Origin of the sequence: Pseudomonas sp. MWU12-2029 (assembly GCF_023242425.1) — a bacterium.
Lineage (GTDB): Bacteria > Pseudomonadota > Gammaproteobacteria > Pseudomonadales > Pseudomonadaceae > Aquipseudomonas > Aquipseudomonas kribbensis.
In genome coordinates, this window is record NZ_JALJDY010000001.1 from 267,292 (window position 1) to 292,023 (window position 24,732).

General features: G+C 60.9%; 21 protein-coding genes. 10 read left to right on the forward strand and 11 right to left on the reverse strand.

Annotated features, from left to right (window positions below; genetic code table 11):
- Nucleotides 1-47: 47 nt before the first annotated feature.
- On the reverse strand, nucleotides 48-689 hold the full coding sequence (locus M5B44_RS01250) for a hydrolase (protein ID WP_007956548.1): 642 nt from the start codon (nucleotides 687-689) through the stop codon (nucleotides 48-50).
- Nucleotides 690-858: 169 nt separating this feature from the next.
- Here M5B44_RS01250 and M5B44_RS01255 point away from each other — a divergent pair, with 169 nt between their 5' ends.
- A complete protein-coding gene (locus M5B44_RS01255) occupies nucleotides 859-1,764 on the forward strand; it encodes a LysR family transcriptional regulator (RefSeq protein WP_248738009.1) in 906 nt (301 codons plus the stop codon).
- Here the strand turns inward: M5B44_RS01255 and M5B44_RS01260 are convergent.
- From M5B44_RS01260 to M5B44_RS01270, 3 genes are all read right to left on the reverse strand, one after another.
- Nucleotides 1,709-2,590, reverse strand: coding sequence for a carboxylate/amino acid/amine transporter (locus M5B44_RS01260; RefSeq protein ID WP_114881835.1), 882 nt, complete (start codon nucleotides 2,588-2,590; stop codon nucleotides 1,709-1,711). The two genes, M5B44_RS01255 and M5B44_RS01260, sit on opposite strands and share 56 nt — an antisense overlap.
- A 212-nt stretch (nucleotides 2,591-2,802) precedes the next feature.
- The gene (locus M5B44_RS01265; RefSeq protein ID WP_134825822.1) at nucleotides 2,803-3,402 is read right to left on the reverse strand and encodes an FMN-dependent NADH-azoreductase; all 600 of its coding nucleotides are present in this window, start codon (nucleotides 3,400-3,402) and stop codon (nucleotides 2,803-2,805) included.
- A 169-nt stretch (nucleotides 3,403-3,571) separates the two neighbouring features.
- Nucleotides 3,572-3,886 (reverse strand): 3-phosphoglycerate kinase, encoded by a 315-nt coding sequence (locus tag M5B44_RS01270; RefSeq protein ID WP_085710332.1) that lies wholly within the window; start codon nucleotides 3,884-3,886, stop codon nucleotides 3,572-3,574.
- A 49-nt stretch (nucleotides 3,887-3,935) separates the two neighbouring features.
- On the opposite strand from M5B44_RS01270, the gene M5B44_RS01275 reads away from it, so the two are divergent.
- From M5B44_RS01275 to aqpZ, 5 genes are all read left to right on the forward strand, one after another.
- The gene (locus tag M5B44_RS01275; RefSeq protein WP_007956543.1) at nucleotides 3,936-4,859 is read left to right on the forward strand and encodes a LysR family transcriptional regulator; all 924 of its coding nucleotides are present in this window, start codon (nucleotides 3,936-3,938) and stop codon (nucleotides 4,857-4,859) included.
- 14 nt (nucleotides 4,860-4,873) lie between these two features.
- Nucleotides 4,874-5,677, forward strand: coding sequence for an alpha/beta fold hydrolase (locus M5B44_RS01280; protein WP_085710330.1), 804 nt, complete (start codon nucleotides 4,874-4,876; stop codon nucleotides 5,675-5,677).
- Nucleotides 5,678-5,680: 3 nt separating this feature from the next.
- Nucleotides 5,681-6,244 (forward strand): peptidylprolyl isomerase, encoded by a 564-nt coding sequence (locus tag M5B44_RS01285; RefSeq protein WP_085700647.1) that lies wholly within the window; start codon nucleotides 5,681-5,683, stop codon nucleotides 6,242-6,244.
- An 88-nt stretch (nucleotides 6,245-6,332) separates the two neighbouring features.
- A complete protein-coding gene (locus tag M5B44_RS01290; protein WP_114881833.1) occupies nucleotides 6,333-8,165 on the forward strand; it encodes an ABC transporter ATP-binding protein in 1,833 nt (610 codons plus the stop codon).
- Nucleotides 8,166-8,350: 185 nt separating this feature from the next.
- Nucleotides 8,351-9,046 (forward strand): aquaporin Z, encoded by a 696-nt coding sequence (gene aqpZ / locus M5B44_RS01295; protein ID WP_134825819.1) that lies wholly within the window; start codon nucleotides 8,351-8,353, stop codon nucleotides 9,044-9,046.
- A gap of 18 nt (nucleotides 9,047-9,064) precedes the next feature.
- Here the strand turns inward: aqpZ and M5B44_RS01300 are convergent, their stop codons facing one another.
- Nucleotides 9,065-10,189, reverse strand: a complete 1,125-nt coding sequence (locus tag M5B44_RS01300; protein ID WP_248738010.1) for a GNAT family N-acetyltransferase — start codon at nucleotides 10,187-10,189, stop codon at nucleotides 9,065-9,067.
- Between the two features lie 280 nt (nucleotides 10,190-10,469).
- Here M5B44_RS01300 and M5B44_RS01305 point away from each other — a divergent pair, with 280 nt between their 5' ends.
- On the forward strand, nucleotides 10,470-11,801 hold the full coding sequence (locus tag M5B44_RS01305; protein WP_248738011.1) for a putative porin: 1,332 nt from the start codon (nucleotides 10,470-10,472) through the stop codon (nucleotides 11,799-11,801).
- Between the two features lie 136 nt (nucleotides 11,802-11,937).
- Here the strand turns inward: M5B44_RS01305 and M5B44_RS01310 are convergent, their stop codons facing one another.
- From M5B44_RS01310 to aceK, 5 genes are all read right to left on the reverse strand, one after another.
- Nucleotides 11,938-12,174 (reverse strand): anti-sigma factor family protein, encoded by a 237-nt coding sequence (locus M5B44_RS01310; protein ID WP_248738012.1) that lies wholly within the window; start codon nucleotides 12,172-12,174, stop codon nucleotides 11,938-11,940.
- Nucleotides 12,168-12,779, reverse strand: a complete 612-nt coding sequence (locus tag M5B44_RS01315; RefSeq protein WP_248738013.1) for an RNA polymerase sigma factor — start codon at nucleotides 12,777-12,779, stop codon at nucleotides 12,168-12,170. The genes M5B44_RS01310 and M5B44_RS01315 overlap by 7 nt, the downstream gene beginning before the upstream one ends.
- 149 nt (nucleotides 12,780-12,928) lie before the next feature.
- Nucleotides 12,929-14,050, reverse strand: a complete 1,122-nt coding sequence (locus tag M5B44_RS01320) for a beta-ketoacyl-ACP synthase III (protein ID WP_114881826.1) — start codon at nucleotides 14,048-14,050, stop codon at nucleotides 12,929-12,931.
- 212 nt (nucleotides 14,051-14,262) lie between these two features.
- The gene (hrpA, locus tag M5B44_RS01325; protein ID WP_114881825.1) at nucleotides 14,263-18,174 is read right to left on the reverse strand and encodes an ATP-dependent RNA helicase HrpA; all 3,912 of its coding nucleotides are present in this window, start codon (nucleotides 18,172-18,174) and stop codon (nucleotides 14,263-14,265) included.
- Nucleotides 18,175-18,309: 135 nt separating this feature from the next.
- The gene (gene aceK, locus M5B44_RS01330) at nucleotides 18,310-20,031 is read right to left on the reverse strand and encodes a bifunctional isocitrate dehydrogenase kinase/phosphatase (RefSeq protein ID WP_248738014.1); all 1,722 of its coding nucleotides are present in this window, start codon (nucleotides 20,029-20,031) and stop codon (nucleotides 18,310-18,312) included.
- A gap of 486 nt (nucleotides 20,032-20,517) precedes the next feature.
- Between aceK and M5B44_RS01335 the strand changes: the two genes are divergently transcribed.
- Nucleotides 20,518-22,074, forward strand: a complete 1,557-nt coding sequence (locus M5B44_RS01335) for a methyl-accepting chemotaxis protein (protein WP_412546957.1) — start codon at nucleotides 20,518-20,520, stop codon at nucleotides 22,072-22,074.
- 84 nt (nucleotides 22,075-22,158) lie between these two features.
- Nucleotides 22,159-23,067, forward strand: coding sequence for a DMT family transporter (locus tag M5B44_RS01340; RefSeq protein WP_248738016.1), 909 nt, complete (start codon nucleotides 22,159-22,161; stop codon nucleotides 23,065-23,067).
- Between the two features lie 57 nt (nucleotides 23,068-23,124).
- Here the strand turns inward: M5B44_RS01340 and M5B44_RS01345 are convergent, their stop codons facing one another.
- Nucleotides 23,125-23,988: a DMT family transporter gene (locus M5B44_RS01345; protein WP_114881821.1), complete on the reverse strand. Its 864-nt coding sequence runs from the start codon at nucleotides 23,986-23,988 to the stop codon at nucleotides 23,125-23,127.
- Between the two features lie 558 nt (nucleotides 23,989-24,546).
- Here M5B44_RS01345 and M5B44_RS01350 point away from each other — a divergent pair.
- Nucleotides 24,547-24,708: a hypothetical protein gene (locus M5B44_RS01350; RefSeq protein WP_248738017.1), complete on the forward strand. Its 162-nt coding sequence runs from the start codon at nucleotides 24,547-24,549 to the stop codon at nucleotides 24,706-24,708.
- Nucleotides 24,709-24,732: the final 24 nt, after the last annotated feature.

Below are 24,732 nucleotides of genomic sequence, written 5' to 3' on the forward strand. Positions count from 1 at the left end.
AAAAAAGACGCAACCCGGGTTGCGTCTTTTTTTGTCCTGCCGACTTATCAGGCCTGCCGCTGCGGTGCCTTGTGCACCATGGTGTAGGCGTAGTCGACACCCATGCCGTACGCACCGCTGTGTTCCAGCACCAAGTCCATCACCGCCTGATAAGTGTCTTTGTGCGCCCAGTCACGCTGGTACTCGAGCAGCACCTGCTGCCAGGTCACCGGTACGGCGCCGGCCTGAATCATCCGCTGCACCGACATGTCGTGGGCTTCCTTGGTGGTGCCGCCGGAAGCGTCGGTGACGATGTACACCTCGTAGCCTTCAGCCAGCGCTTCCAGGGCCGGGAAGGTCAGGCAGACCTCGGTCCACAGCGCGGCGATGATCAGTTTCTTGCGGCCGGTGGCCTTCACCGCGTCAACCAGCGCCTTGTCTTCCCACGAGTTCATCGAGGTGCGCTCGATCGGCTTCTGCTCCGGGTGCACCGCCAGCAGCTCCGGCCAGATGTAGCCGCTGAAGCTTTCGGTTTCGACCGAGGTGTAGATGGTCGGCACGTTGAAGATCTTCGCTGCCTTGGCCAGGCCGACGGTGTTGTTCTTCAGGGTCTGACGGTCGATCGACTGCACGCCGAAAGCCATTTGCGGCTGGTGGTCGATCAGGATCAGGGCGGAGTTGGTCGGGTTCAGCAGTTCACGGATAGACATGGCGCGTTCCTTTTGATGTCGATTCAGAGTTTCGATTGGGTAATGGGTGAGTCGAGTGGCTTGCCGTCTTCGGCGTTGTTGTCTCGGCTTGGATGTCACTTTAGGGGCTAGCCGATAAAGGGACAATTACCTAAAATCGAGAATCATTGATTCCAAAAAAGGGACAATCATGGATCGCATCGAATGCATGCGCGCCTTCGTGGTGACGGTCGGCGAGAACGGCTTTGCAGCCGCCGCCCGGGCCATGGACGTGCCCCGCTCGAAAGTCAGCAAACAGATTCAGGCGCTGGAAGAAGCCATCGGCGTGCAACTGCTGCAACGCACCACCCGCAGCCTGCACCTGACCGAGGCCGGTGCGGAGTATTTCGAAGCGGCGCGGGAAGTGATTGCGGCGCTGGACGAGGCCGAGCAGCGAGCCCGGGACGGGGTAGGCGAATTGCGCGGGGTGTTGCGGGTCAACGCGCCGATGTCGTTCGGCCTGCGGCGACTGGGCAAGCTGATTCCGCTGTTCCACGAACAGCATCCGAACATCGAGCTGCAACTGGTGCTCAGCGACCAGCAGGTCGATCCGGTGCGCGGTGGGTTCGACGTGACGATCCGCATCGCCAGCCTGCCCGACTCGACCATGATCGCCCGGCAACTGGCGCCGGCGCCGCGCATCATGGTCGCCTCCCCCGCTTACCTCGAACGCGCGGGCACGCCGCAGTCGCCGCAGGATCTGCGCTCGCATCAATGTTTGAACTACGGCTATCTGCAGAGCGGCGTCAGCCTGCAACTGTGCAATGGCAAGGAAATCCAACGGGTCAACGTCACCGGCCCGCTGCACGCCAACAACGGTGACTTGCTGGCGCAGGCGGCCGAGGCCGGCATGGGCATTGCGCTGCTGCCGGACTTTATCGTCGAAGAAGCGCTGGCGGCCGGGCGCCTGGTGCCGGTGCTGTGCGAATGGCAAGCCCCGGCGATCACCATCAACGCGGTGTATTCGTCAGCGCGGCGGGTGCCGCAGAAGACTCGGGCGTTTATCGAGTTTCTGGTGGGGCAACTGGCGCCGGCTTGCGAATCCCCAACCGGCTGATCCATACCGCCGCCAGAATCACGCTGCCACCGAGGAACAACCGCCCGAGCTCTTCGTGCTGATTCCAGATCAACAGGTTCAACAACAACCCCACCGGCACATGCAGGTTGTTCATCACCGCGAGGGTGCCACCGTTGACCAGGCAGGCGCCCTTGTTCCACCAGTACAGGCCGAGAGCAGTCGAGACCAGACCGAGGAACACCAGCACGCCCCATTGCAGCGGTGCTTCGGGCAGGAAACTGGATTTGCCGAACAGCAGGAACGCCGGCAGCGCCACCGCCAATGCACCGAGGTAAAAGAATCCGAAGCGCCGGTAATGCGGCAAATCGCTCGGATGCTTCGCCACCAGATGCTTGTACAGCACCTGCCCGGCGGCGTAGGTGAAGTTGGCCAGTTGCAACAACAGGAAGCCCATGAAGAAGTCCGGGTTGATCCGGTCGTAGCGAATCACCGCCGCGCCTGCGACCGCCACCAGTGCGGCGATCAGCGCCCACGGGTTGAAGCGTCGGTTGAGCGCGTCTTCGATCAGCGTCACATGCAGCGGCGTGAGGATGGTGAACAGCAGCACTTCCGGCACCGTCAGCACCCGGAAGCTCAAATACAGGCAGACGTAGGTCACGCCGAACTGCAACGCGCCAATCAGCAGCATGCCGCGCATGAACGCCGGCTCCACCGAGCGCCAGCGCGTCAGCGGGATGAACACCAGCCCGGCCAGCACCACACGCACCAGCACCGCGAAGTAGCTGTCGACATGCCCGGCCAGGTATTCGCCGATCAGACTGAAGGAAAACGCCTGGATCAGCGTGACAATAAGTAGATAGCCCATGGTCGCCTCGATTTCGAATGGCGGCGACGATAGCGGTTTTTCCCGGCCATCGCTAAATCCCGGGCAAAAAAAAGCCCGATCTCGCTAAAGCGTTCAATCGGGCTACAGCACTCAGGAGCAACAAGTGCAAAGGGAGGTTCGATGCGCGTAAAGCCTTGAAGGGGTTGCGCCAGGTCACTAGAACAATCGGCGATTATCTGGCGATTAACATATCAAGCGACCTGGGAGAGTTTGGCGTTGGCCTGGTTGAGGCCTTTCTCCTGGAAGTCGCCGCCCAGGTTCATGCCTTCAGCGTGGATGAAGGTCACGTCGTGGATGCCGATGAAACCCATCACCTGACGCAGGTACGGTTCCTGGTGATCCGCCGGGCCGCCGGCGTAGATGCCGCCGCGAGCGGTCAGCACGTAGGCACGCTTGCCGCTGAGCAGGCCTTGCGGACCGGTCTCGGTGTACTTGAAGGTCACGCCGGCACGCAACACGTGGTCGAGCCAGGCTTTCAGGGTGCTTGGAATCGCGAAGTTGTACATCGGCGCGGCCATCACCAGCACGTCGGCGGCCAGCAGTTCATCGGTCAGTTCGTTGGAGCGATCCAGCGAGGACTGTTCGTTGGCATTGCGCTGTTCGGCGGGTTTCATCCAGCCGCCCAGCAGGTTGCTGTCCAGGTGTGGCACCGGGTTCACGGCGAGGTCACGGACGGTGATCTGATCGGCCGGGTGTGCAGCTTTCCACTGACTGATGAAGGTCTGGGTCAGTTGACGGGATACCGAGTCTTGCTGGCGGGCGCTGCTTTCGATGATCAGAACGCGGGACATGGTGTGTAGCCTCCATCCGAGAATGTTGTAAGTCGATGGAGTGAAGGTTAAACAGAGTCGTATCGATGAAAAAGCGCAAATAATTGCTGCAAACCATCGAAATATTCGTTTATATGCAAGCTACACCTGCAGGAGCGGGTTGACTCGCTCCCACAGAGAGGCAAAACCGCTATTTCGGGTTGCAGCTCAGCTCGACGCGCAGCTTGATGATCTCGCGGGAGAACTTGGCGGTGGCGTTGGTATGTTTGCCGGCCGGCACTTCGATATTGCGGGTGCGCGGCGCTTCCGGGCCATTGCTGAACACGACTTTGCAGACCGCGTCGACCTCGCCGTAGTTGGCGACCCGGATGGAGCCGATGTCTTTATCGGTATCGAAGGACTCGTAGTCGATCTTCAGGCCATTGAGATTCTTCTGCACATCGATCGGATACGCAAACGCGGTCAGCGGCAGCAGCGCCAGTACCACACAACAGAATTTTTTCATTCGGCAGTCTCCATGAGGGACCGCCAGCTTAGGACAAGAGGAGCTATCGATGAAAGCGCCCCGCGTGACCCTCGATCAATGGCGAACGTTGCAGGCAGTGGTCGACCACGGTGGATTCGCCCAGGCCGCCGAAGCCCTGCACCGTTCGCAATCGTCGGTGAGCTACACCGTCGCCCGCATGCAGGATCAACTCGGTGTGCCGCTATTGCGCATCGACGGCCGTAAAGCCGTACTGACTGAAGCCGGCGGCGTATTGCTGCGGCGTTCGCGACAACTGGTGAAACAGGCCAGCCAACTGGAAGACCTCGCCCATCACATGGAGCAAGGCTGGGAAGCCGAAGTGCGGCTGGTGGTCGATGCCGCCTACCCGAGCGCCCGCCTCGTTCGCGCGCTGACCGCGTTCATGCCGCAAAGCCGTGGTTGCCGCGTGCGTCTGCGTGAAGAAGTGCTGTCGGGTGTCGAGGAGGTGTTACTCGAAGGCGTGGCCGATCTGGCGATCACCGGCCTGAGCATTCCCGGCTACCTCGGTGCGGAGTTGAGCGATGTGGAATTTGTCGCCGTCGCCCACCCCGAACACGCGCTGCATCGCCTGAACCGCGAGCTGAATTTCCAGGACCTGGAAACCCAGATGCAAGTGGTGATCCGCGACTCCGGCCGCCAGCAACCCCGGGATGTCGGCTGGCTCGGCGCCGAGCAGCGCTGGACCGTCGGCAGCCTCGCCACCGCCGCCAACTTCGTTTCCAGCGGGCTGGGATTTGCCTGGCTGCCACGGCACATGATCGAACGGGAATTGAAGGAAGGCCTGCTCAAGCTGCTACCGTTGGATCAAGGCGGCAGCCGCAATCCGAGTTTCTATCTGTATTCGAACAAGGACAAACCGCTGGGCCCGGCCTCGCAGATCCTCGTCGAACTGCTGCGCACCTTCGACACCCTGCCGCTGGACGCACCGTTCGCCGCCCCCGAACAAGCCTGACACGGAGTTCACCGATGGCGTATTTCGAGCATGAAGGCTGCAACCTGCACTACGAGGAATATGGCCACGGCGATCCGTTGCTGCTGGTTCACGGGCTCGGCTCCAGCACGCTGGACTGGGAAATGCAGATCCCGGCACTGGCCGCGCAATACCGGGTAATTGTCCCGGACGTGCGCGGTCATGGCCGCTCCGACAAGCCTCGCGAGCGCTACAGCATCGCCGGGTTCAGTGCGGACATCGTCGCCCTGATCGAACACCTGAAGCTCGGCCCGGTGCACTACGCCGGGCTGTCCATGGGCGGCATGATCGGATTTCAGTTCGCTGTCGATCAGCCGCAGATGCTCAAGAGCCTGACCATCGTCAACAGCGCGCCCGAGGTCAAGGTGCGCAGCCGCGACGATTACTGGCAGTGGTTCAAGCGCTGGAGCCTGATGCGCCTGCTGAGTCTGGCCACCATCGGCAAGGCCTTGGGCGCCAAACTGTTCCCCAAACCGGAGCAGGCGGATTTGCGACAGAAGATGGCCGAGCGCTGGGCAAAAAATGACAAACGTGCTTATCTCGCCAGCTTCGATGCGATTGTTGGCTGGGGGGTTCAGGAACGACTTTCGAGGATCTCCTGTCCAACGCTCGTCGTCAGCGCCGACCGGGACTACACCCCCGTCTCGCTGAAAGAAACCTATGTCAGACTGCTGCCCGATGCGCGGCTGGTGGTGATCGCCGATTCGCGCCACGCCACCCCGCTCGACCAACCCGAACGCTTCAATCAAACGCTGCTGGCGTTTCTCGCCACAGCCGATATTCACCCTCAGGATCACTGAACCATGCTGAAAAAACTCGCCCTCGCCGCCGGCACTGTGCTGTTCGCCGCCAACCTGATGGCTGCCACGCCGGCCAAGGCGCCACACGTCGAACTGGTGACCACCAACGGCACCATCGAAATCGAGCTGGATCCGGTCAAGGCGCCGATCAGTACCAAGAACTTCCTCGATTACGTCGACAGCGGCTTCTACACCAACACCATTTTCCACCGTGTGATCCCGGGCTTCATGGCCCAGGGCGGCGGTTTCACCCAGCAGATGCAACAGAAAGAAACCAAGGCACCGATCAAGAACGAAGCCAGCAACGGTCTGCACAACGTTCGCGGCACCCTGTCGATGGCCCGCACTTCCGATCCGAACTCGGCCACCAGCCAGTTCTTCATCAACGTCGCCGACAACGCGTTCCTCGATCCGGGCCGCGACGCCGGTTACGCCGTGTTCGCCAAAGTGGTCAAGGGCATGGACGTGGTCGACATCATCGTCAACTCCCAGACCACCACCAAACAGGGCATGCAAAACGTGCCTGTCGACCCTGTGATCATCAAGTCGGCCAAGCGCATCGACTAAGCTTTACAGGGCATATCGAGCGGCTGCAGCTTAAAACTGCGCCGCTCACACTGATAAAAGGAGAGCCCGTACTCCGGGCGGTTATCTGATGCTCTATCGCCGTTTCGAACAACTGATCGACATATTCCGTGACGCGCCTACGGCATCCCCGCCGGACCGTGTTCTGCCCTTCTATACCTATTACCTGAAGCAGGTCTGGCCGAGTTTCGCCGCCCTGCTGATCGTCGGTCTGTTCGGCGCCCTGATCGAAGTGGCGCTGTTCAGTTACCTGAGCCGCATCATCGACCTTGCCCAAGGCACGCCGAACGTCGATTTCTTCAAGGTGCATGGTGCCGAACTGGCGTGGATGGCCGTGGTGGCCCTGCTCCTGCGACCGCTGTTCCTGGCCCTGCACGACATGCTGGTGCACCAGACCCTGAGCCCGAGCATGACCAGCCTCATCCGCTGGCAGAACCACAGTTACGTGCTCAAGCAGAGCCTGAATTTCTTCCAGAACGACTTCGCCGGGCGCATCGCCCAACGCATCATGCAGACCGGCAACTCGCTGCGTGACTCTGCGGTGCAGGCGGTGGATGCGTTGTGGCACGTGCTGATCTATGCGATCAGCTCGCTGGTGCTGTTCGCCGAAGCCGACTGGCGCCTGATGATCCCGCTGCTGACGTGGATCGCCGCCTACATCGGCGCGCTCTATTACTTCGTGCCACGGGTCAAGGACCGTTCCGTCGCCGCTTCCGACGCGCGCTCAAAACTGATGGGCCGCATCGTCGACGGCTACACCAACATCGCCACCCTGAAGCTGTTCGCCCACACCAACTTCGAACAGCACTACGCCCGCGAAGCGATTCAGGAACAGACCGAAAAAGCCCAGCTGGCCGGCCGTGTGGTCACCAGCATGGACGTGGCCATCACCACCATGAACGGCCTGCTGATCGTCGGCACGACGGGGCTCGCCCTGTGGCTGTGGACCCAATCGGTGATCAGCGTCGGCGCCATCGCCCTGGCCACCGGCCTGGTGATCCGTATCGTCAACATGTCCGGCTGGATCATGTGGGTGGTTACCGGCATCTTCGAGAACATCGGCATGGTCCAGGACGGCCTGCAGACCATCTCGCAACCGGTCAGCGTCACCGACCGCGAACAGGCCAAACCGCTGGCCGTGGCCCGTGGCGAGGTGCGTTTCGAGCACGTGGATTTTCACTACGGCAAGAAGAAAGGCATCATCGGCGACCTCAACCTGACCATCAAACCCGGCGAGAAAATCGGCCTGATCGGCCCGTCCGGCGCCGGCAAATCGACCCTGGTCAACCTGCTGCTGCGGCTGTACGACGTGGAGGGCGGGCGGATTCTGATCGACGGCCAGAACATCGCCGAAGTCGGCCAGGAAAGCCTGCGTGCGCGGATCGGCATGATCACCCAGGACACGTCGCTGCTGCACCGTTCGATCCGCGACAACTTGCTGTACGGCAAGCCTGACGCCACCGACGCCGAACTCTGGGAAGCGGTGCGCAAGGCCCGGGCCGACGAGTTCATCCCGCTGCTGTCGGATGCCGAAGGACGCACCGGATTCGATGCCCATGTCGGCGAGCGCGGGGTGAAGCTGTCCGGCGGCCAGCGCCAGCGGATCGCGATTGCGCGAGTGCTGCTCAAGGACGCGCCGATCCTGATCATGGACGAAGCGACCTCGGCGCTGGACTCGGAAGTCGAAGCGGCGATCCAGGAAAGCCTGGAAACCCTGATGCAGGGCAAGACCGTGATCGCCATTGCTCACCGCCTCTCGACCATTGCCCGCATGGACCGGCTGGTGGTGCTGGAAAACGGCAGGATCGCCGAGACCGGCAACCATGCCGAACTACTGGCCCATGGCGGATTGTACGCACGGCTATGGGCGCACCAGACCGGAGGGTTTGTCGGTATCGACTGATCCTGCGACAAACGAAAAAACCGCCACAGCCCTTACACCATGGGCTCTGGCGGTTTTTTCATGGCTGCTGGAAATCCCCGCATTCCCTGCTGTACTCAGCGAAGGCTCTGGAGATGAACCTGTCGTAATTGCAAGGAAGCACAACTCGATGCAGTCTCGATAGCGCGTCTATCAAGGACTCTCTCATGTCTCTGTTAAAACGTTCAGCCACGGAGTTGTTGGGTACGTTCTGGTTGGTGCTGGGTGGGTGCGGCAGTGCGGTGATCGCCGCGTCCTCACCGGTGGGGATCGGCGTGCTGGGGGTAGCCCTGGCGTTTGGCCTGACGGTGCTGACCATGGCGTTTGCCATCGGCCACATCAGCGGCTGTCATCTCAACCCGGCCGTGTCGGTCGGTCTGGTCGTCGGTGGTCGGTTCCCGGCCAAAGAACTGCCCGCCTACATCATCGCCCAGGTGATCGGCGGGATCCTGGCAGCGGCGCTGCTGTATCACATCGCCAGCGGCAAGGAGGGTTTCGACATCGCCGCCGGCCTTGCTTCAAACGGTTATGGCGAGCACTCGCCGGGCAAATACTCGATGGCCTCCGGGTTCGTCACGGAGCTGGTGATGACTGCCATGTTCGTGGTGATCATCCTTGGCGCCACCGACAAGCGCGCCCCGGCGGGACTGGCACCGATTGCCATCGGCCTGGCCCTGACGCTGATCCACCTGATCTCGATTCCGGTGACTAACACCTCGGTCAACCCGGCCCGCAGCACGGGCCCGGCGCTGATGGTCGGTGGCTGGGCCATCGCGCAGTTGTGGATGTTCTGGGTCGCGCCGCTGCTGGGCGCGGTGGTCGGCGGCGTGGTCTATCGCTGGCTGGGCAAGGAAGACAGTTGAAGGCAGAAGAGGCGAGGATCAGGCTTGTCGATATGGCAAGGCGCTCCTCGCCTCTTCCGCGTAAGCCAGCACACCGGCGCGTTCCTGCTGGAGGAAATCCTTCACGGCGGCTTTCAGGCCGGGATGGCGCAGGTAATGCCAGGAGTGAGTGATCACCGGTTCAAAGCCGCGAATCAACTTGTGTTCGCCCTGGGCGCCAGCGTCGAAACGCTGGTAACCCTGGGCAATCGCGTAATCCATGCCCTGATAGAAACAGGTTTCGAAATGCAGCCGGTCGTACTCGGCCAGGCAGCCCCAGTAACGCCCGTAGAAACTGTCGCCACCCACAAGGCTGAACGCCATCGCCACCGGCCTTGAGCCCTGTCTGGCCAATACGACACGAATCGATTCCGGCATGCGCTCGGCCAGCAGGCTGAAGAACTCCCGCGTCAGGTACGGCGCCTGACGGCGCACCGCATAAGTGTTGGCATAGCAGGCGTAGACAAAATCCCACTGCGCCTCATCCAGCTCTCGCCCCTCAAGCCATTCGAATTCGAAGCCCTGCCCCGCCACTTGCTCGCGCTCCTTGCGCATCTGCTTGCGCTTGCGCGAGCTGAGCACGTCGAGAAAGTCCTGGAAGTCGCGATAGCCGCGATTCTGCCAGTGGTACTGGCAGCCGATGCGTTGCAGCCAGCCCGGCTGCTCGGCCATGGCGGCATCGGTGAAGGGATCGGTGAAGTTGATGTGGGCGCCGGAGAGTTCTTCGATCTCCAGGTAGCCCGGCAGGCTCTTGAGCAGTTCGAAGCCATCTTCGACGTTCGCCGCCAGCAGACGCGGCCCGGTGACCGGACTGAACGGCACCGCGCTCAAAAACTTGGGGTAGTAATCGATGCCGGCACGGGCGCAGGCATCGGCCCAACCGTGATCGAAGACGTATTCGCCGTAGGAATGCCACTTGCGATAACCGGGCAGCGCCGCGATCAGACGGCCGTCTTCGACGTGCAGCAAATGCTCCGCCTGCCAGCCGGTGTGCGGGCCGACACTGCCGCTGTCTTCCAGCGCGCCGAGGAAGGCATGGCGCAGAAACGGCTGGTTGTCCGGCACCAGTGCATCCCAGAGTGCCGGTTCGATTTCCGACAGTTTTTGCAGGCGCTGCAACGGCATTTTCCTCTCCACTTTTGGCCCTGAAAGCCTCGCGAGTATCGCTGATCGGCCCTGTCTTGCCCACGTCCGATTGCGCGACAGCGCTCTAGATCAATAGTTCACGCAAGTTTTGTATCGTCATCAACCTGCCATCACCGTGCCACTGCTCTGTCATAAACCATCGCGATACTGGCGCCTGTTTTTAGAGCGCCGGGTTCTACCCGGACACAGTTTTCCGACGTTCAAATCGTCGGTTGTGCCCAGGATGGTTCAGCCATCCCTCTCATCTTCGGAGATTGCTATGCGTCTTGCTTCCACGAAAACTGCGGCGGCCCTGTGCGGTGGCCTGTTGCTGGCCATGAGTGTTCCGGCCAGTGCCGCAGTCGACGCCAAACTGCTCGACATGCTCAAGGCTAACGGTTCCATCACCCAGGCGCAGTACGTAGAACTGCAAACCGAACTGGCCCAGGATCAGAAGGCCCAGCAAATCGCGCAGCAGGCGCAGCAAGAGACCAACGAGCAAATCGCGGCAACCGCGAAGAAAACCAACGAGCTGAGCAGCTTCGACCAGAAGCTGGCCTGGGCTGCCAAGACCCAGTTCAAGGGTGACGTACGTTTCCGTCAGGAAACCGTGAAGAACGATGGCGTACCGAACGCCAAGGACCAGGACCGTCAGCGCATTCGTGCCCGTCTGGGTGCCTACACCGAAATCAACCCGCAGGTTGATACCGGTATCCGTATCGCCACCGGCAGCAGCGACGACGCCCGCTCCACCAACCAGGACCTGAACAACTACTTCGACAAGAAGCAGATCTGGCTCGACCTGGGCTACGTCGACTACCACCCTGACGCGGTCAAGAACCTGCACCTGATCGCCGGCAAGATGAACCAGCCTTGGGTGAGCATGGGCGACATCATCTGGGACAGCGACATCAACCCGGAAGGCCTGGCCGTCACCTACAAGTACCCGCTGAACGGCAGCGCCGAGCTGTTCGGTAGCGCCGGTCACTACACCCTCAAGGACAACGTCGACGGCGAAGGCGTGCAGTTCAAGCACGACCTGCGTCTGTACGCTGGCCAGCTGGGCGGTCGTTTCGCGCTGACCGACAGCCTGAAACTGACCCTGGGCGGCAGCATCTACTCCTACGACAACGACAAGGACAGCGCCTGCCCTACCAGCGGCACCGTGACTGCGCCATGCGCCCTGGCCGTCAACGGCAACAGCCCGAACGAAACCTTCAAACTGTATGAAGGCTTCGGTCAGCTGGACATCGCCAACCTGCCGGTTCCGCTGTCGATCTACGGTCAGTACGTGAACAACAAAGATGCCAGCAACGACCAGGACACTGGCTGGCTGGCCGGCGTGAAGACCAAGGTTTACGGCTTCGGCATCGATTACAACTACCGCGACGTACAGCGTAACGCGGTGGTGGGTGCCTTCACCGACTCCGACTTCGCCAACGGCTACACCGGTTCCCGCGGCAGCAAGCTGAAAGTGAGCTACGAGCTGGACAAGAACTTCACCCTCGGCGCCACCTACTTCATGGCTAACTCGGACTACACCAACGCCAGCCTGAAGAAGACCGACTCCGACATCAACACCCTGCAACTGGATGCTGAAGCCAAGTTCTAACATTGCAGTGACAAGCTTCAGGCAACCAGTGAATGCCTCATTTGTAGCCTGAAGCTGATTTTCTCCTACAGCCCGGTGCCGCAGCAGCGATCCCCATCATCCGTTCGCTGCTGTTACGCCGGGCTGTTTTTTTGCCTCAGGAGTTGTCTTTGCGGCGCTGCGTCGCCAGCCGCTCGGCCAACGCATCCACACCCTCCTCCGGTTTCTCCGGCATCACCCGCAATGTCGCCTGCATCAAGCGCATCTGGCGGATGAAGCGCCGGCAGTTGCGGCAGAACATCAGGTGATGACGCACCATCAGCTTCTCGCGAAAGCTCAACTGGCCATCGAGATAATCGCTGGAGCGCGCCACTTGTTCTTTACAGGTCAGCATTCGCCGGTCTCCTCGAAATGCTCCACGGTGGCGAAGACTTTCAGCCGCGCACGATGCAGCAGCACACGGACATTGGAGAGCGAGATCTCCAGAAGATTACAGATCTCTTCCAGCTCCAGCCCCTGACGCTCGCGCAGCAACAGCACAGTGCTTTGCAGTTCTGACAGGCTGAGCAACGTGTGCTCCAGGCATTCGCGCAGTTCATTTTCAGTCAGCAACGCTTCGGGCGTGTCCTGATGCCAGGCGAACGGTGCGACCAGCCAGTGGCCGTCGCCGGGGGAAAAGCGATCATCGTCGATGGTGCCATGGGGCGATGGCAGATCATCCATCAACACTTCGCGGCGATTCTGCTTGTAACGGCCCTTGGCCGAATTGGCGGTGATGGTCAGCAGCCAGGTCTTGAGACTGGAGCGTCCCTCGAAGCTGCCAATATGGCGCACCACCGACAGCCAGGCATCCTGTACCACTTCCTCGACATGACGCTGGCCAACAATCGCGTACGCCACTGCACGCATGGCGCTCTGGTAGGTGGTGACCAGTTCCTTGAAAGCCCTCTGCTCGCCAGCCAGCAAACGTGCCAGCAGTTGGGTGTCGTCAGCCGCCATCCCTCAATCCCCTTGTCCTGACTTCGAAAATGATAACGGCAGGATGGCGCGCAACACACCATCCTGCCGTCAACGTCGAAAATTACAGCGTTATAGCTGATTAGGCTGTAGGAAAGATCAGCGCGGTTAAGAGGAAATTAACCTCAATCTCAGCGCTTGCGCAGAATCACGCTACCAATCGAATAACCGGCACCGAACGAACTCAGCACCGCCAGCGATCCGGCCGCCAGATCGTCCTGATACTTGTGGAACGCGATCACGGAACCGGCGGAGCTGGTGTTGGCGTAGGTGTCGAGAATCACCGGTGCTTCTTCTTCGGTCGCTTCGCGGCCCAGCAGCTTGCGCACGATCAGGTGGTTCATGCTCAGGTTGGCCTGGTGCAGCCAGAAGCGTTTCACATCACCGACGTTAAGCTTGTTCTCTTCCAGATGCTCACCGATCAGCTCGGCCACCATCGGGCACACGTCCTTGAACACCTTGCGGCCTTCCTGCACGAACAGTTTGTCCCGGGCACCGATGCCCTCTTCCGCTGCGCGGTTGAGGAAGCCGAAGTTGTTGCGGATGTTGTTGGAAAACTTGGTCAGCAATTTGGTGCTGACTACGTCGAACTGGTGCTTCGACGTTGCCGTATCGGCTCGCTCGATGACGACGGCGGTAGCGGCGTCACCGAAGATGAAGTGGCTGTCGCGGTCACGGAAGTTCAGGTGACCGGTGCAGACTTCCGGGTTGACCATCAGGATCGCCCGAGCCTGACCCAGTTGCACGGTGTTGGCGGCTTGCTGGATGCCGAAGGTCGCCGACGAGCAGGCAACGTTCATGTCGAAACCGAACCCCTGGATGCCCAGTGCTTCCTGGACTTCGATGGCGATGGCCGGGTAGGCACGTTGCAGGTTGGAGCAGGCGACGATCACGCCGTCGATGTCGGCGGCGGTCTTGCCGGCGCGCTGCAAGGCTTGCTCGGCAGCGCCGATGGCCATCTGGCAGAGCACCGACCATTCGTCGTTGGAACGCTCCGGCAGGCGTGGCGCCATGCGTTGCGGATCAAGGATGCCGTCCTTGTCCATGACAAAGCGACTCTTGATGCCCGAGGCTTTTTCGATAAACGCGGCGCTGGATTCGGTCAGGGCCTGGATCTCGCCGCTGGCGATGGCATCGGCGTTGTCCGCGTTGAACTGCGCGACGTAGGTATTGAAAGACTGCACCAGCTCTTCGTTGGAGATGCTGTTGGCCGGGGTGTACAGGCCGGTGCCGCTGATGACGACGTTATGCATGGTCGTTTCTCTAATCTGTTCAGGCAGAAAGTGCTGGCACCGACGTGCCAACACGCAAAGGGTCTATTCCCATAGAGGGGACGCAAAAACCTGGCATCGCTTTATTCCGACCTCGCCCGCGGCTGACAAGGCTCAAAACCGCGGGGCCGGCGTTTATAGGCGCGAAGTTTGCCATAAACCTTGGCATTTGGCGCCTTTTGCAGGATCGGAGGTCAGGCCTCGACCTGCGTCCACTGCTTGTTCAGGCGCTTGTCGGAGATCGGCACTTTCGTCCCCAACTGCTGGGCGAACAGCGAAACCCGGTACTCCTCCAGCCACCAGCGGTACAGCTCGAGCTGCGGATCGCGCTTGCCTTCCTGGGCATGTTTGGCGGCGCGAGTCTGATATTGCGTCCAGAGGCCGGCGAGTTCGCCGCTCCAGACCCGATCCTTCTGCACCTGCGCGCCCAGTTTCTCGAAACGTTGCTCGACGGCCTTCAGATAGCGCGGCAGCTCCTTGAGCCACAGCATCGGTGTTTCCCGGACGAAGCCTGGGTACACCAGATGACTGAGCTGCTGCTTGATATCGTTAAGCGCCACCGCCTGAGCCAGGTCGATCTTGCCCTTGAAGCGTTTTTGCAGACCGTGCCAGAGCTTGAGGATTTCCAGGGTCAGACGCGCCACGCGCTCCGCATGCTCGGTCCAGCTGCCACGCTTGCGCTCGGCCAGTGCCGCCAGGCCTGCGCCGTCGCGAGGCAACGGGTCTTCGCCATCGAGAATGCAGCTGTCGAGGCTCGCCAGCAGAATGTCTTCGACCAGCGCATCGACCCGGCCCAGTTCGCGGTACAGCAGGCCCAGTTCGGTCAGGCCCGGCAACTTGCCGCGCAGAAATTTGGCCGGTTCAGCCAGTTGCTGCATCAGCAGACGTTGCAAGGCGCGGCGATGCTGGAACTCGGCTTCGGCCGGGGTCGAGAAGCGTCCTTCCTTGACCGTGCCGCCCTCTTCCACCAACGCCGGATAGACCGTCATCGACAGCCCGGCAATCTTCTGTTGCGTCTTTTCCGCCACCGGGGCGAAGACCTTGGCTTCCACCGGTTGCTGACTTTTCGCACTTTGCGGCACGGCCAATGCGGCCTGACTGGCTTCGGCGAAACGCGCCGTCAACTCCGCCAGATCCCGCCCTTCGCCGAGGAACTTGCCCTGGCCGTCGACGATTTCCAGGTTCATCCGCAGATGGCTTTCGACCTGCTGCGCCGCTTCGGCCCAGGCCTCATCACTGACCCGCGCACCGGTCATTCGCAGCAGTTCACGGCCCAGCGCTTGCGGCAACGAACCTTCGGCAAAGGTCATGCGTTGCAACGCAGCCTTGATGAAGTCCGGCACCGGCACGAAGTTCTTGCGCAGGGCCTTGGGCAGGTTGCGCACCAGCGCGATGCACTTGGCCTCGATCAGCCCCGGCACCAGCCATTCCAGGCGCTCCGGCGGCAGCATCGGCAACAGCGGTGCCGGTACGCGCAGGGTCACGCCGTCGCGCGGGTGATTCGGTTCGAAGTGGTAACTCAGCGCCAGTTCAAGATCGCCGATGTGCAGCGTGTCCGGGTAATGCTGGGCGGTGACTTCGCTGGCTTCGCGGGCCAGCACGTCCTCTTCACGCATGATCAGCAGTTGCGGGTCTTTCTGGCTGTTGACCCGATACCAGCTGTCGAAGGTCGCGGTCTGGTGAATCTCCGCCGGCAGTCGCGCATCGTAGAACGCGTAGAGGGTTTCCTCGTCGGCCAGAATGTCCCGGCGACGGGCCTTGGCTTCCAGTTCGTCGAGTTGTTCCAGCAATTGCTTGTTGGCGGTCAGGCACTTGGCCCGGGACTGAATCTCGCCCCGCACCAGGCCTTCGCGGATGAACAGCTCCCGCGAGACCACAGGATCCACCGGGCCGTAATGCACCGGTCGGCGACCGACCACGATCAGCCCGAACAAGGTGATCTGTTCGAATGCGACGACCTGACCGCGCTTCTTCTCCCAGTGCGGTTCGAAGTGGTTCTTCTTGATCAGATGCCCGGCCAGCGGCTCGATCCAGTCGGCATCGATCTTCGCCACCATCCGCGCGTAGAGCTTGGTGGTTTCCACCAGTTCGGCGGTCATCACCCACTGCGGGCGCTTCTTGCCGATGCCCGACGACGGGTGAATCCAGAACCGTCGCTGACGGGCGCCAAGATAGTCTCCGTCCTCGGTTTTCTGGCCGATCTGGCTGAGCAGGCCGACCAGCACAGCCTTGTGCAGCTTCGGATAATCCGCCGGCTCTTTGTTCAGGCTCAACTGCAAGTCGCGGCAGATCAGGCTCAACTGGCGATGGGAATCACGCCACTCTCGCAACCGCAGGTAGTTGAGGAAATTCTTGCGGCACCAGTTGCGCAGCGGGTTGGCAGTCAACGCCTGGCGCTGCTCTTCGAAGCCACGCCACAGATTGACCAGCGCAGCGAAGTCCGAATCGGCGTCCTTCCACTGCGCGTGGGCCTGATCGGCGGCTTGCTGACGCTCCGGCGGACGCTCGCGCGGGTCCTGAATCGACATGGCGCTGGCGACGATCAGCACTTCCTGCAAGCTGCCGAGTTTCGCCGCTTCCAGCAACATGCGACCCATGCGCGGGTCCACCGGCAGGCGCGCCAATTGACGGCCGAGCGGGGTCAGCTGACTGTTGCGATCCACCGCCGACAGTTCTTGTAGCAGGTTGAAACCGTCGCTGATCGCCTTGCCGTCCGGCGGCTCGATGAACGGGAACGCGGTGATCTCGCCGAGGCGCAGATGCAGCATCTGCAGGATCACCGCCGCAAGGTTGGTGCGCAGAATTTCCGGATCGGTAAATTCCGGGCGACCGAGGAAATCCTCTTCACTGTACAAACGCACGCAAATGCCCGGTTCGACCCGACCGCAACGACCTTTACGCTGGTTGGCGCTGGCCTGGGAAATCGCTTCGATCGGCAGGCGCTGAACCTTGGCGCGGTAGCTGTAGCGGCTGATGCGCGCGGTGCCGCTGTCGATCACGTAACGGATACCCGGCACGGTCAGCGAGGTTTCGGCGACGTTGGTCGCCAACACCACACGACGGCCCGGATGGGACTGGAAAATCCGCTGCTGTTCGGCCGGTGACAGGCGCGCGTACAACGGCAGGATTTCGGTGTGTTTGAGCTGGGCCTTGCGCAGCATGTCGGCGGCGTCGCGAATCTCGCGTTCGCCCGGCAGGAACACCAACACGTCGCCAGGGCTGCGGCGTTCGCTGCGCTCATAGGCGGCGATTTCGTCGAGGGTGGCGAGGATCGCCTGATCCACGGTCAGGTCGTCCTCGACCCGGTTACCCTCTTCGTCCTGCTCAAGCGTCAGCGGGCGATACCAGGTTTCAACCGGGAAGGTGCGGCCGGACACTTCGACAATCGGCGCATCGTCAAAATGCTTGGAGAAACGCTCCAGATCAATGGTCGCCGAGGTGATGATGACTTTCAGGTCCGGGCGACGCGGCAGCAGGGTTTTCAGATAACCCAGCAGGAAGTCGATGTTGAGGCTGCGTTCGTGGGCTTCGTCGACGATGATCGTGTCGTAGCGCTCGAGGTAGCGGTCGTTCTGGGTTTCCGCCAGCAGGATGCCGTCGGTCATCAGTTTGATCAGGGTGTTCGAATCGCTCTGATCCTCGAAGCGCACCTGATAGCCGACCAGCGCGCCCAGCGGTGTACCGAGTTCTTCCGCGACCCGACTGGCCACGCTGCGTGCCGCGATTCGGCGAGGCTGGGTGTGGCCGATCAGGCCATGTTGGCCGCGACCGATTTCCAGACAGATTTTCGGCAACTGCGTGGTTTTGCCCGAGCCGGTTTCGCCGGCGATGATCAGCACCTGGTGCTTTTCCAGGGCCTTCTTGATTTCGTCACGCTTGGCCGCAATCGGCAGGCTGTCGTCGTAACGGATCACCGGCAGGCTGGCCTTGCGCGCCAGCACCTGATCGCAGGACGCCTGCATGCGCGCCACCCACTGGGCCAGCTTGGCCTCGTCGGGTTTCTTGCGCAGCTCAAGCAACTGCCGCCGCAGCCGGTGGCGGTCGGCGAGCATGGCGTGATCGAGGTTTTTCAGCAGTTTGTCGATGGAGGGCGATTCGTCGGTCATCGGGTACGCAATTCGGTCGTCTAGTGGCGCAAGGACGCGATTGTCGCAGAAAAGCAGCTACAAGCGCCAAGCTACAAGCCGCAAGTTGAAAGCGGCCTTTGACTTGACGCTTGTAGCTTGCTGCTTGCGCCTGCTTTATTCGTTATCGAGGCCCTTGCGCCGATACGGAAAGACGTCGATAACCTTTCCGGCCCGGATCGCCTCCTGCAAGCCCTTCCAGTAATCGGCGTTGTACAACTCGCCATGCAACTGATCGAACAGTTTGCGCTGCGCTGCATCGGCAAACAGGAACGGTGGAAACTCTTCGGGGAACACATCCAGCGGACCGATCGAATACCACGGCTCGGAAGCCATTTCGTCCTCCGGCGTGCGCGGTGCCGGGATATGACGGAAGTTGGCTTCGGTAAGAAAGCAGATTTCGTCATAGTCGTAGAACACCACCCGACCATGACGGGTGACGCCAAAGTTTTTCAGCAGCATGTCGCCGGGGAAGATGTTGGCCGCCGCCAGTTGCTTGATCGCCAGCCCGTAATCTTCCAGCGCTTCGCGCACCTGGGCTTCGTTGGCGTTGTCCAGATACAGATTCAGGGGGGTCATCCGGCGTTCGGTCCAGCAGTGGCGGATCAGCACGGTTTCACCTTCCAGCGACACCGTCGACGGCGCAACTTCCAGCAATTCCGCCAGACACGCCGGATCGAACTTGCTCAGCGGGAAACGGAAATCGGCGAATTCCTGGGTATCGGCCATGCGCCCGACGCGGTCGACGCTTTTCACCAGTCGGTACTTTTCGATCACCGTGGCGCGGTCGACGTTTTTCGACGGCGAGAAGCGGTCCTTGATGATCTTGAACACGGTGTTGAAGCCCGGCAGCGTGAACACGCTCATGACCATGCCGCGCACGCCCGGGGCCATGATGAACTGGTCGTCGGTGTTGGCCAGGTGGTTGATAAGCGCGCGATAGAACTCGGATTTGCCGTGCTTGTAGAAACCGATTGAGGTGTACAGCTCGGCGATGTGCTTGCCCGGCAGGATGCGCTTGAGGAAACCGATGAATTCCGCCGGCACCGGCACATCCACCATGAAATACGAACGGGTGAACGAGAAGATGATCGACACATCCGCTTCGTCGGTGATCAGCGCATCGATCTGAATCCCCCGCCCCTCGCGGTGCAGCAGCGGAATCACCAGCGGCCATTGATCGTCGTTGGTGTAGATGCGCCCCACCAGATAGGCGCCCTTGTTGCGGTACAGCACCGAGGAAAACAGCTCGACGCTCAGTTCCGGATCCTTGCACACCCAGTCCGGCAGGTTCTCGCGCAGTTGCGCTTCAAGGCGCTGCAGATCCCGGGGCAGATCGGCGTAATCCTCGCTGAATCGGTAATCGGCAAAGATGCTCGCGAGCATGCCCGACAACTGTCCTTGCGGCTTGTAGGTGCGGGTTTGCGCAGCCCGGGCCCGGCGCAGGCTTGGCCGCGTGGTGTGGATGAACATGCAGCCGTCGCTGATCAGGTCGTGGCTGAACAGGCCGCAGAAAATCGAGTTGTACCAGGTCTCGGAGAGTTCATCGTCGAAGCGCAGGTCGATGATGCTGATGTAGGCGCTTTTCACCAGCGGCCAGCAACTGACTTCCATCAGCGTGTCAGCCTCGAAATACTCGCGCAGACGCGCGACGGTTTCGTTGACCTTGTCTTCGTAGAGGTTGATCCGCGCCGCCGACGCGGTTTGCGTGTCCTGCCAGCGCGCCTGTTCGAAACGCTCCCGGGCGCCATCGGTGATCCGCCGGAAATGCTCGCGGTAATCGTCAAAGCCATCGAGGATCATGCGGGCGATGTCGGTGGCTGGCCATTGCTGCGGCATAGATGAGACCTCTGCGGGAATTGAAGAATCTGTGCTCGAAGGCCTGAGCTTAGCCACGGAACCGGGGACAGGAGAAGCGTAATTTCTGCCAAATCCGCGACCGGGTTGTACAACGACACAGTTTTTATCAAAGTTTTTTTAATCGACCGTTCGGTCAGCAAACACGTCCATCAGTCTTTCTCTCCGTTCGGCGCCAGCCCGCGAATTCTCTGGGTTTCGGATCCAATCACAACGTGACATCTCTATTCCGCGGCTTTGCCCCACCTGCGCATTCCTGTCCATCGTCCGTGACCTTGATTGCTGAGTGACCTTACCAAGGTGATGGCACTTTGATATACAGCCCGCCATCACCCGCCTCACAACAAGATCCTCGGCCCACGAGGACGCCCTCTTTCTCAACGTTCAAGGAGCACATTGATGTCTATCCGGAATCTGCGCATAGGTTTGCGCGCCAGTTTGAGTTTTGCCGTTCTGGCCGGTCTGCTGATGGTGGTGGGCCTGTTCGGTCTGGGCCAGATGAAGGCCCTGCGTGAAAGCGCAGCGGTGATCGAAGAATCGTGGATGCCCAGCATCGAAAGCATTCATGACGCAGCGGCGAACATCGCCAGCATCCGCCTCGAATCCCTGCGCCTGATCACCAGTACCCAGGCCGCTGTGCGCGAACGCAGCAAGGGCATCCTCACGGCGCAGCGTCAGGAGTTGCTCAAGCGCCTCGACGATCACAAAACCCTGATTGCCAATGATCAGGAACGGGCGATGCTGGAAGGTCTGGGCGCCGACACCGCCAAGTACCTGAGCATCCTCGACCAGATCATCAAACAGATCGATGCCGGGCAGAACGATCAGGCCTACACGCGGCTGACCACTGAACTGGCGCCTCAGGGCAGCGTGCTCGACAAGACCCTGGAGCAAATGATCACCCTCAATCAGCAAGGCGCCGATGCCGCCGCAAAATCCGCTGCCGCGACCTATCAGCAGTCGCTGTGGATCGTCGCGACAATCATCGTCATCGCCCTGATTGCCACATTGCTGCTGGCCTGGCTGCTGACCCGCAGCATCACCGCGCCGATCAATCAGGCGCTGAGCGTGGCCCGGCGGATTGCCTCCGGTGATCTCAGCGGCCGCATCGACAGCGAGGGCCACGATGAAGCGGCGCAGTTGCTCACCGCGCTGGCCGAAATGCAGGGCAATCTGCGCTCGACCATTCGCGGTATCAGCGAGTCGGCCCAGCAACTGGCCTCCGCCGCCGAGGAGATGAGTTCGGTGATGGAACAGAGCACTCGCGGCCTGCAACAGCAGAATGACCAGATCGAACAGGCCGCCACGGCCGTCACCGAGATGAGCACGGCGGTGGATGAAGTCGCAGCCAACGCGGTGTCCAGCGCCGAAGCGTCCGAAGCCTCGAACGAGGACAGCAAGCACGGGCATGTGCAGGTCAGCGAGACCATCAGTTCGATTCAGGAACTGGTCAGCGCGGTGCTCGGTGCGTCCGAACAGGCCGAGGGCCTGGCGACCCAGGCCCAGGACATCAGCAAGGTGCTGGAAGTGATTCGCGGCATCGCCGGGCAGACCAACCTGCTGGCGCTCAATGCCGCCATTGAAGCGGCGCGGGCCGGTGAGGCAGGACGTGGCTTTGCAGTCGTTGCCGACGAAGTCCGTTCGCTGGCCCAGCGCACGCAGAATTCCACCGAAGAAATCGAGCTGATGATCAGCAGCATCCAGCAAGGCACCGGTGCCACCGTCGGCGCGTTGCAAAGCAGCGCCGAACAGGCCAGCCAGACCCTGCGCCGGGCCAACAGTGCCGGCCATGCGTTGGAGAAAATCACCGCGTCGATTTCGCAGATCAACCAGCGCAACCTGGTGATCGCCAGCGCTGCCGAGCAACAGGCACTGGTGGCCCGGGAAGTCGATGAAAACCTGGTGACCATCCGCGACCTGTCGACTCAGACCGCCGCTGGCGCGACCCAGACCTCTGCCGCCAGTCAGGAACTGTCGCGCCTGGCCGTCGACCTCAACGGGCTGGTGACGCGCTTCGTGCTCTGACGGGGAAATTAAATGCCCGATTAGCGGTTGCCATCGTCAGGGCGCTCGGCAACACTCTCGTCCCCATCAAGGAAGGAGTTACCCGTGAGCCCTGTCGATATTTTCCGCATGTTGTCGCTGGCTGCGATCTGGGGTGCGAGCTTCCTGTTCATGCGCATCATCGCCCCCGCGATAGGCACCGTTCCGACCGGATTTTTCCGGGTCTCGATCGCGGCGGTCGGTTTGCTGGTGATCCTTGGCCTGATGCGCATCAGCTGGGATTTCAAAGGCAAACTCAAGACCGTGATGATGCTGGGGGTGATCAACTCCGGCGTTCCGGCCACTCTGTATTCCGTCGCCGCCCAGGTGCTGCCGGCCGGGTACTCCGCAATCTTCAATGCCACCACGCCGCTGATGGGCGTATTGATCGGCGGGCTGTTCTTCAGTGAAAAACTCACGGTGGCCAAACTTGCCGGGGTTTTCCTTGGCCTGCTCGGCGTGGGCGTGCTGACCCGCGCCGGCCCGGTCGCGTTCGACCTGCCTCTGTTGATGGGTGCCGTCGCCTGCCTGCTTGCAACGACCTGCTACGGCTTCGCCGGTTTCCTCGCCCGGCGCTGGCTGGATCAGGCCGGCGGGCTCGACAGCCGTCTATCAGCGTTGGGCAGCATGCTCGGTGCGACACTGTTCCTGTTGCCGCTGTTCGGTTACAGCGTCATCACCCAGCCACCTGTGAGCTGGGGCGGCTGGAACGTCTGGCTGTCGCTGCTGGGCCTGGGTCTGGGCTGCACCGCGTTTGCCTACATCATCTACTTCCGCCTGCTAAGTTCCATCGGGCCGGTGAAGTCGATGACCGTGACGTTCATGATCCCGCCGTTTGGCGTGTTGTGGGGGGCACTGTTTCTGGATGAACCGCTGTCGATGGCCCACGTGTATGGCGGAGTGTTGATCGCAATTGCGCTGTGGCTGGTATTGAAGCCGGCGGCAGTGAAACCGGCAGAAGTCGTGACTCGCTGATCGACAGATGCACAAAGGCCCGGGAGTTTCCTCCCGGGCCTTTTTTATGTGCGGCTGTTACGCCGACTTACGGAACACGAATACCAGACCGACGATGATCAACAGCATCCCCAACACGCTCAACGCTGCCAGGCGGTTGCCGAAGATCAGGTAGTCCATCACCGCCGTCACGGCTGGCACCAGATAGAACAGACTGGTGACATTCACCAGATTGCCCCGGGCGATCAGTCGGTATAGCAGCAAGGTTGCCAGCACCGACACCACCAACCCCATCCAAAGCACCGGCACGATGAAACCTGCGCTGTGTTCGAAGTGGAACGGCTGGAACGGCACGAAGATCCCGCACAGCAACAGTCCCGCCAGATACTGCACCGGCAGCGTGCCGAGAGGATTGTCGGTGATGCGTTTCTGCATGATCGAGCCGAACGTCATGCTCGCCAATGCCAACAAACCGAACAGCATCCCCGCCAGCGACATCCCGGCCAGGCCGATGCCCTGGTAAACCACCATGATCAGACCAGCCAACCCCAGCGCCAGGCCGAAGATCCGGCTCGCCGAGCGCTGCCGCTCCATGATCACCACGGTGAGGATCGGTTGCACGCCCATGATGGTCGCCATCACTCCGGGCGTGACTTTCAGATCCAGCGCCAGCAGATAGAAGATCTGATAAGCCCCCAACAGCACCACACCAGTGGCCATCGCGTACAACATCGGCCGGCCGCCCTTGGGCAGTTTCAGCTTGAGCAACGGCACCAGCAGCACCAGCCCGCACAGGGCAATCACAAAACGGATCAGCAGAAAGGCAAATGGCGAAGCGTGGGCCAGCCCCCACTTGGAGAAGATCGCCCCGCTGCTCCACAGCAGAACGAACAGGCTCGTGGACGCCGCCGCGAGCGCGGACTTTTTCGAAAGGACAAACATGAATACCACCTGTAGTCAGGCAAATAGCCAACTCAGCCGAAGCTGAAATTCAGTAGGTTTTTTCAGGCGGGCACAGGGGTCAGCAAAAAACGCTGATCAGCCCGAAACGCCAACGCCCGGCGGTGATACGACTGCGCACACCGGCGTGCTACTGACAGGTGGGGGGTAATGGCTGATCTGCACAGGCTGCTGATTCCCGCACGGCACGACGCCAGCGTTGACCGCTGAATCGACTACCGCGTTGATGAGGGATGCAGGCATCTGGGCTGATCTTTTTCGAGGGGTTGAAAGGTGAGCCGTAGAACTCACGAGCGCCGACTATAACCAGCCTGCGACATGGATTGCAATGAGTTGGGCAAAGGGCCGCTAGCGACAGGCTGGATGCAGGCGCATAGGCTCATTAGCAATTGCAACGACCATCGATAGGGGACATGGAATGCGCGAGATCACATGCCAAGGGAACGGAATCATCTGCGGTATCAGTTGTACAAATCGCAAGCCAGGAAGCTTGCCAGCATTGTGAAAAACGCTCAAATATTGATCAACCAAGGTGGGAACATGCGCAAAGAAATAAAAAAATCCCCCAGAAAGAAAAAAGCGCACGCAATGAAGTGTGACTCTGATCCGACGGTACTGACAGCCAGTCAACGGCAGCTCTTACAGATCATTGCAACCGGTACCGCTATCGATGAACCAAGCTTGCTGGCTGGCCGCCCCTGATTCAAAAAGCAAAAAACCGCTCAA

Bases quoted from the DNA above. Each gene is read 5' to 3' on its own strand.
- M5B44_RS01250 (WP_007956548.1), bottom strand. From the start codon at position 689: ATGTCTATCCGTGAACTGCTGAACCCGACCAACTCCGCCCTGATCCTG.
- M5B44_RS01320 (WP_114881826.1), bottom strand. From the start codon at position 14,050: ATGCATAACGTCGTCATCAGCGGCACCGGCCTGTACACCCCGGCCAAC.
- M5B44_RS01285 (WP_085700647.1), top strand. From the start codon at position 5,681: ATGCTGAAAAAACTCGCCCTCGCCGCCGGCACTGTGCTGTTCGCCGCC.
- aqpZ (WP_134825819.1), top strand. From the start codon at position 8,351: ATGTCTCTGTTAAAACGTTCAGCCACGGAGTTGTTGGGTACGTTCTGG.
- hrpA (WP_114881825.1), bottom strand. From the start codon at position 18,174: ATGACCGACGAATCGCCCTCCATCGACAAACTGCTGAAAAACCTCGAT.
- M5B44_RS01280 (WP_085710330.1), top strand. From the start codon at position 4,874: ATGGCGTATTTCGAGCATGAAGGCTGCAACCTGCACTACGAGGAATAT.
- M5B44_RS01350 (WP_248738017.1), top strand. From the start codon at position 24,547: ATGCGCAAAGAAATAAAAAAATCCCCCAGAAAGAAAAAAGCGCACGCA.
- M5B44_RS01345 (WP_114881821.1), bottom strand. From the start codon at position 23,988: ATGTTTGTCCTTTCGAAAAAGTCCGCGCTCGCGGCGGCGTCCACGAGC.
- M5B44_RS01305 (WP_248738011.1), top strand. From the start codon at position 10,470: ATGCGTCTTGCTTCCACGAAAACTGCGGCGGCCCTGTGCGGTGGCCTG.
- M5B44_RS01270 (WP_085710332.1), bottom strand. From the start codon at position 3,886: ATGAAAAAATTCTGTTGTGTGGTACTGGCGCTGCTGCCGCTGACCGCG.
- M5B44_RS01255 (WP_248738009.1), top strand. From the start codon at position 859: ATGGATCGCATCGAATGCATGCGCGCCTTCGTGGTGACGGTCGGCGAG.
- M5B44_RS01310 (WP_248738012.1), bottom strand. From the start codon at position 12,174: ATGCTGACCTGTAAAGAACAAGTGGCGCGCTCCAGCGATTATCTCGAT.
- M5B44_RS01260 (WP_114881835.1), bottom strand. From the start codon at position 2,590: ATGGGCTATCTACTTATTGTCACGCTGATCCAGGCGTTTTCCTTCAGT.
- M5B44_RS01265 (WP_134825822.1), bottom strand. From the start codon at position 3,402: ATGTCCCGCGTTCTGATCATCGAAAGCAGCGCCCGCCAGCAAGACTCG.
- M5B44_RS01335 (WP_412546957.1), top strand. From the start codon at position 20,518: ATGGTGGTGGGCCTGTTCGGTCTGGGCCAGATGAAGGCCCTGCGTGAA.
- M5B44_RS01315 (WP_248738013.1), bottom strand. From the start codon at position 12,779: ATGGCGGCTGACGACACCCAACTGCTGGCACGTTTGCTGGCTGGCGAG.
- M5B44_RS01275 (WP_007956543.1), top strand. From the start codon at position 3,936: ATGAAAGCGCCCCGCGTGACCCTCGATCAATGGCGAACGTTGCAGGCA.
- M5B44_RS01300 (WP_248738010.1), bottom strand. From the start codon at position 10,189: ATGCCGTTGCAGCGCCTGCAAAAACTGTCGGAAATCGAACCGGCACTC.
- M5B44_RS01290 (WP_114881833.1), top strand. From the start codon at position 6,333: ATGCTCTATCGCCGTTTCGAACAACTGATCGACATATTCCGTGACGCG.
- aceK (WP_248738014.1), bottom strand. From the start codon at position 20,031: ATGCCGCAGCAATGGCCAGCCACCGACATCGCCCGCATGATCCTCGAT.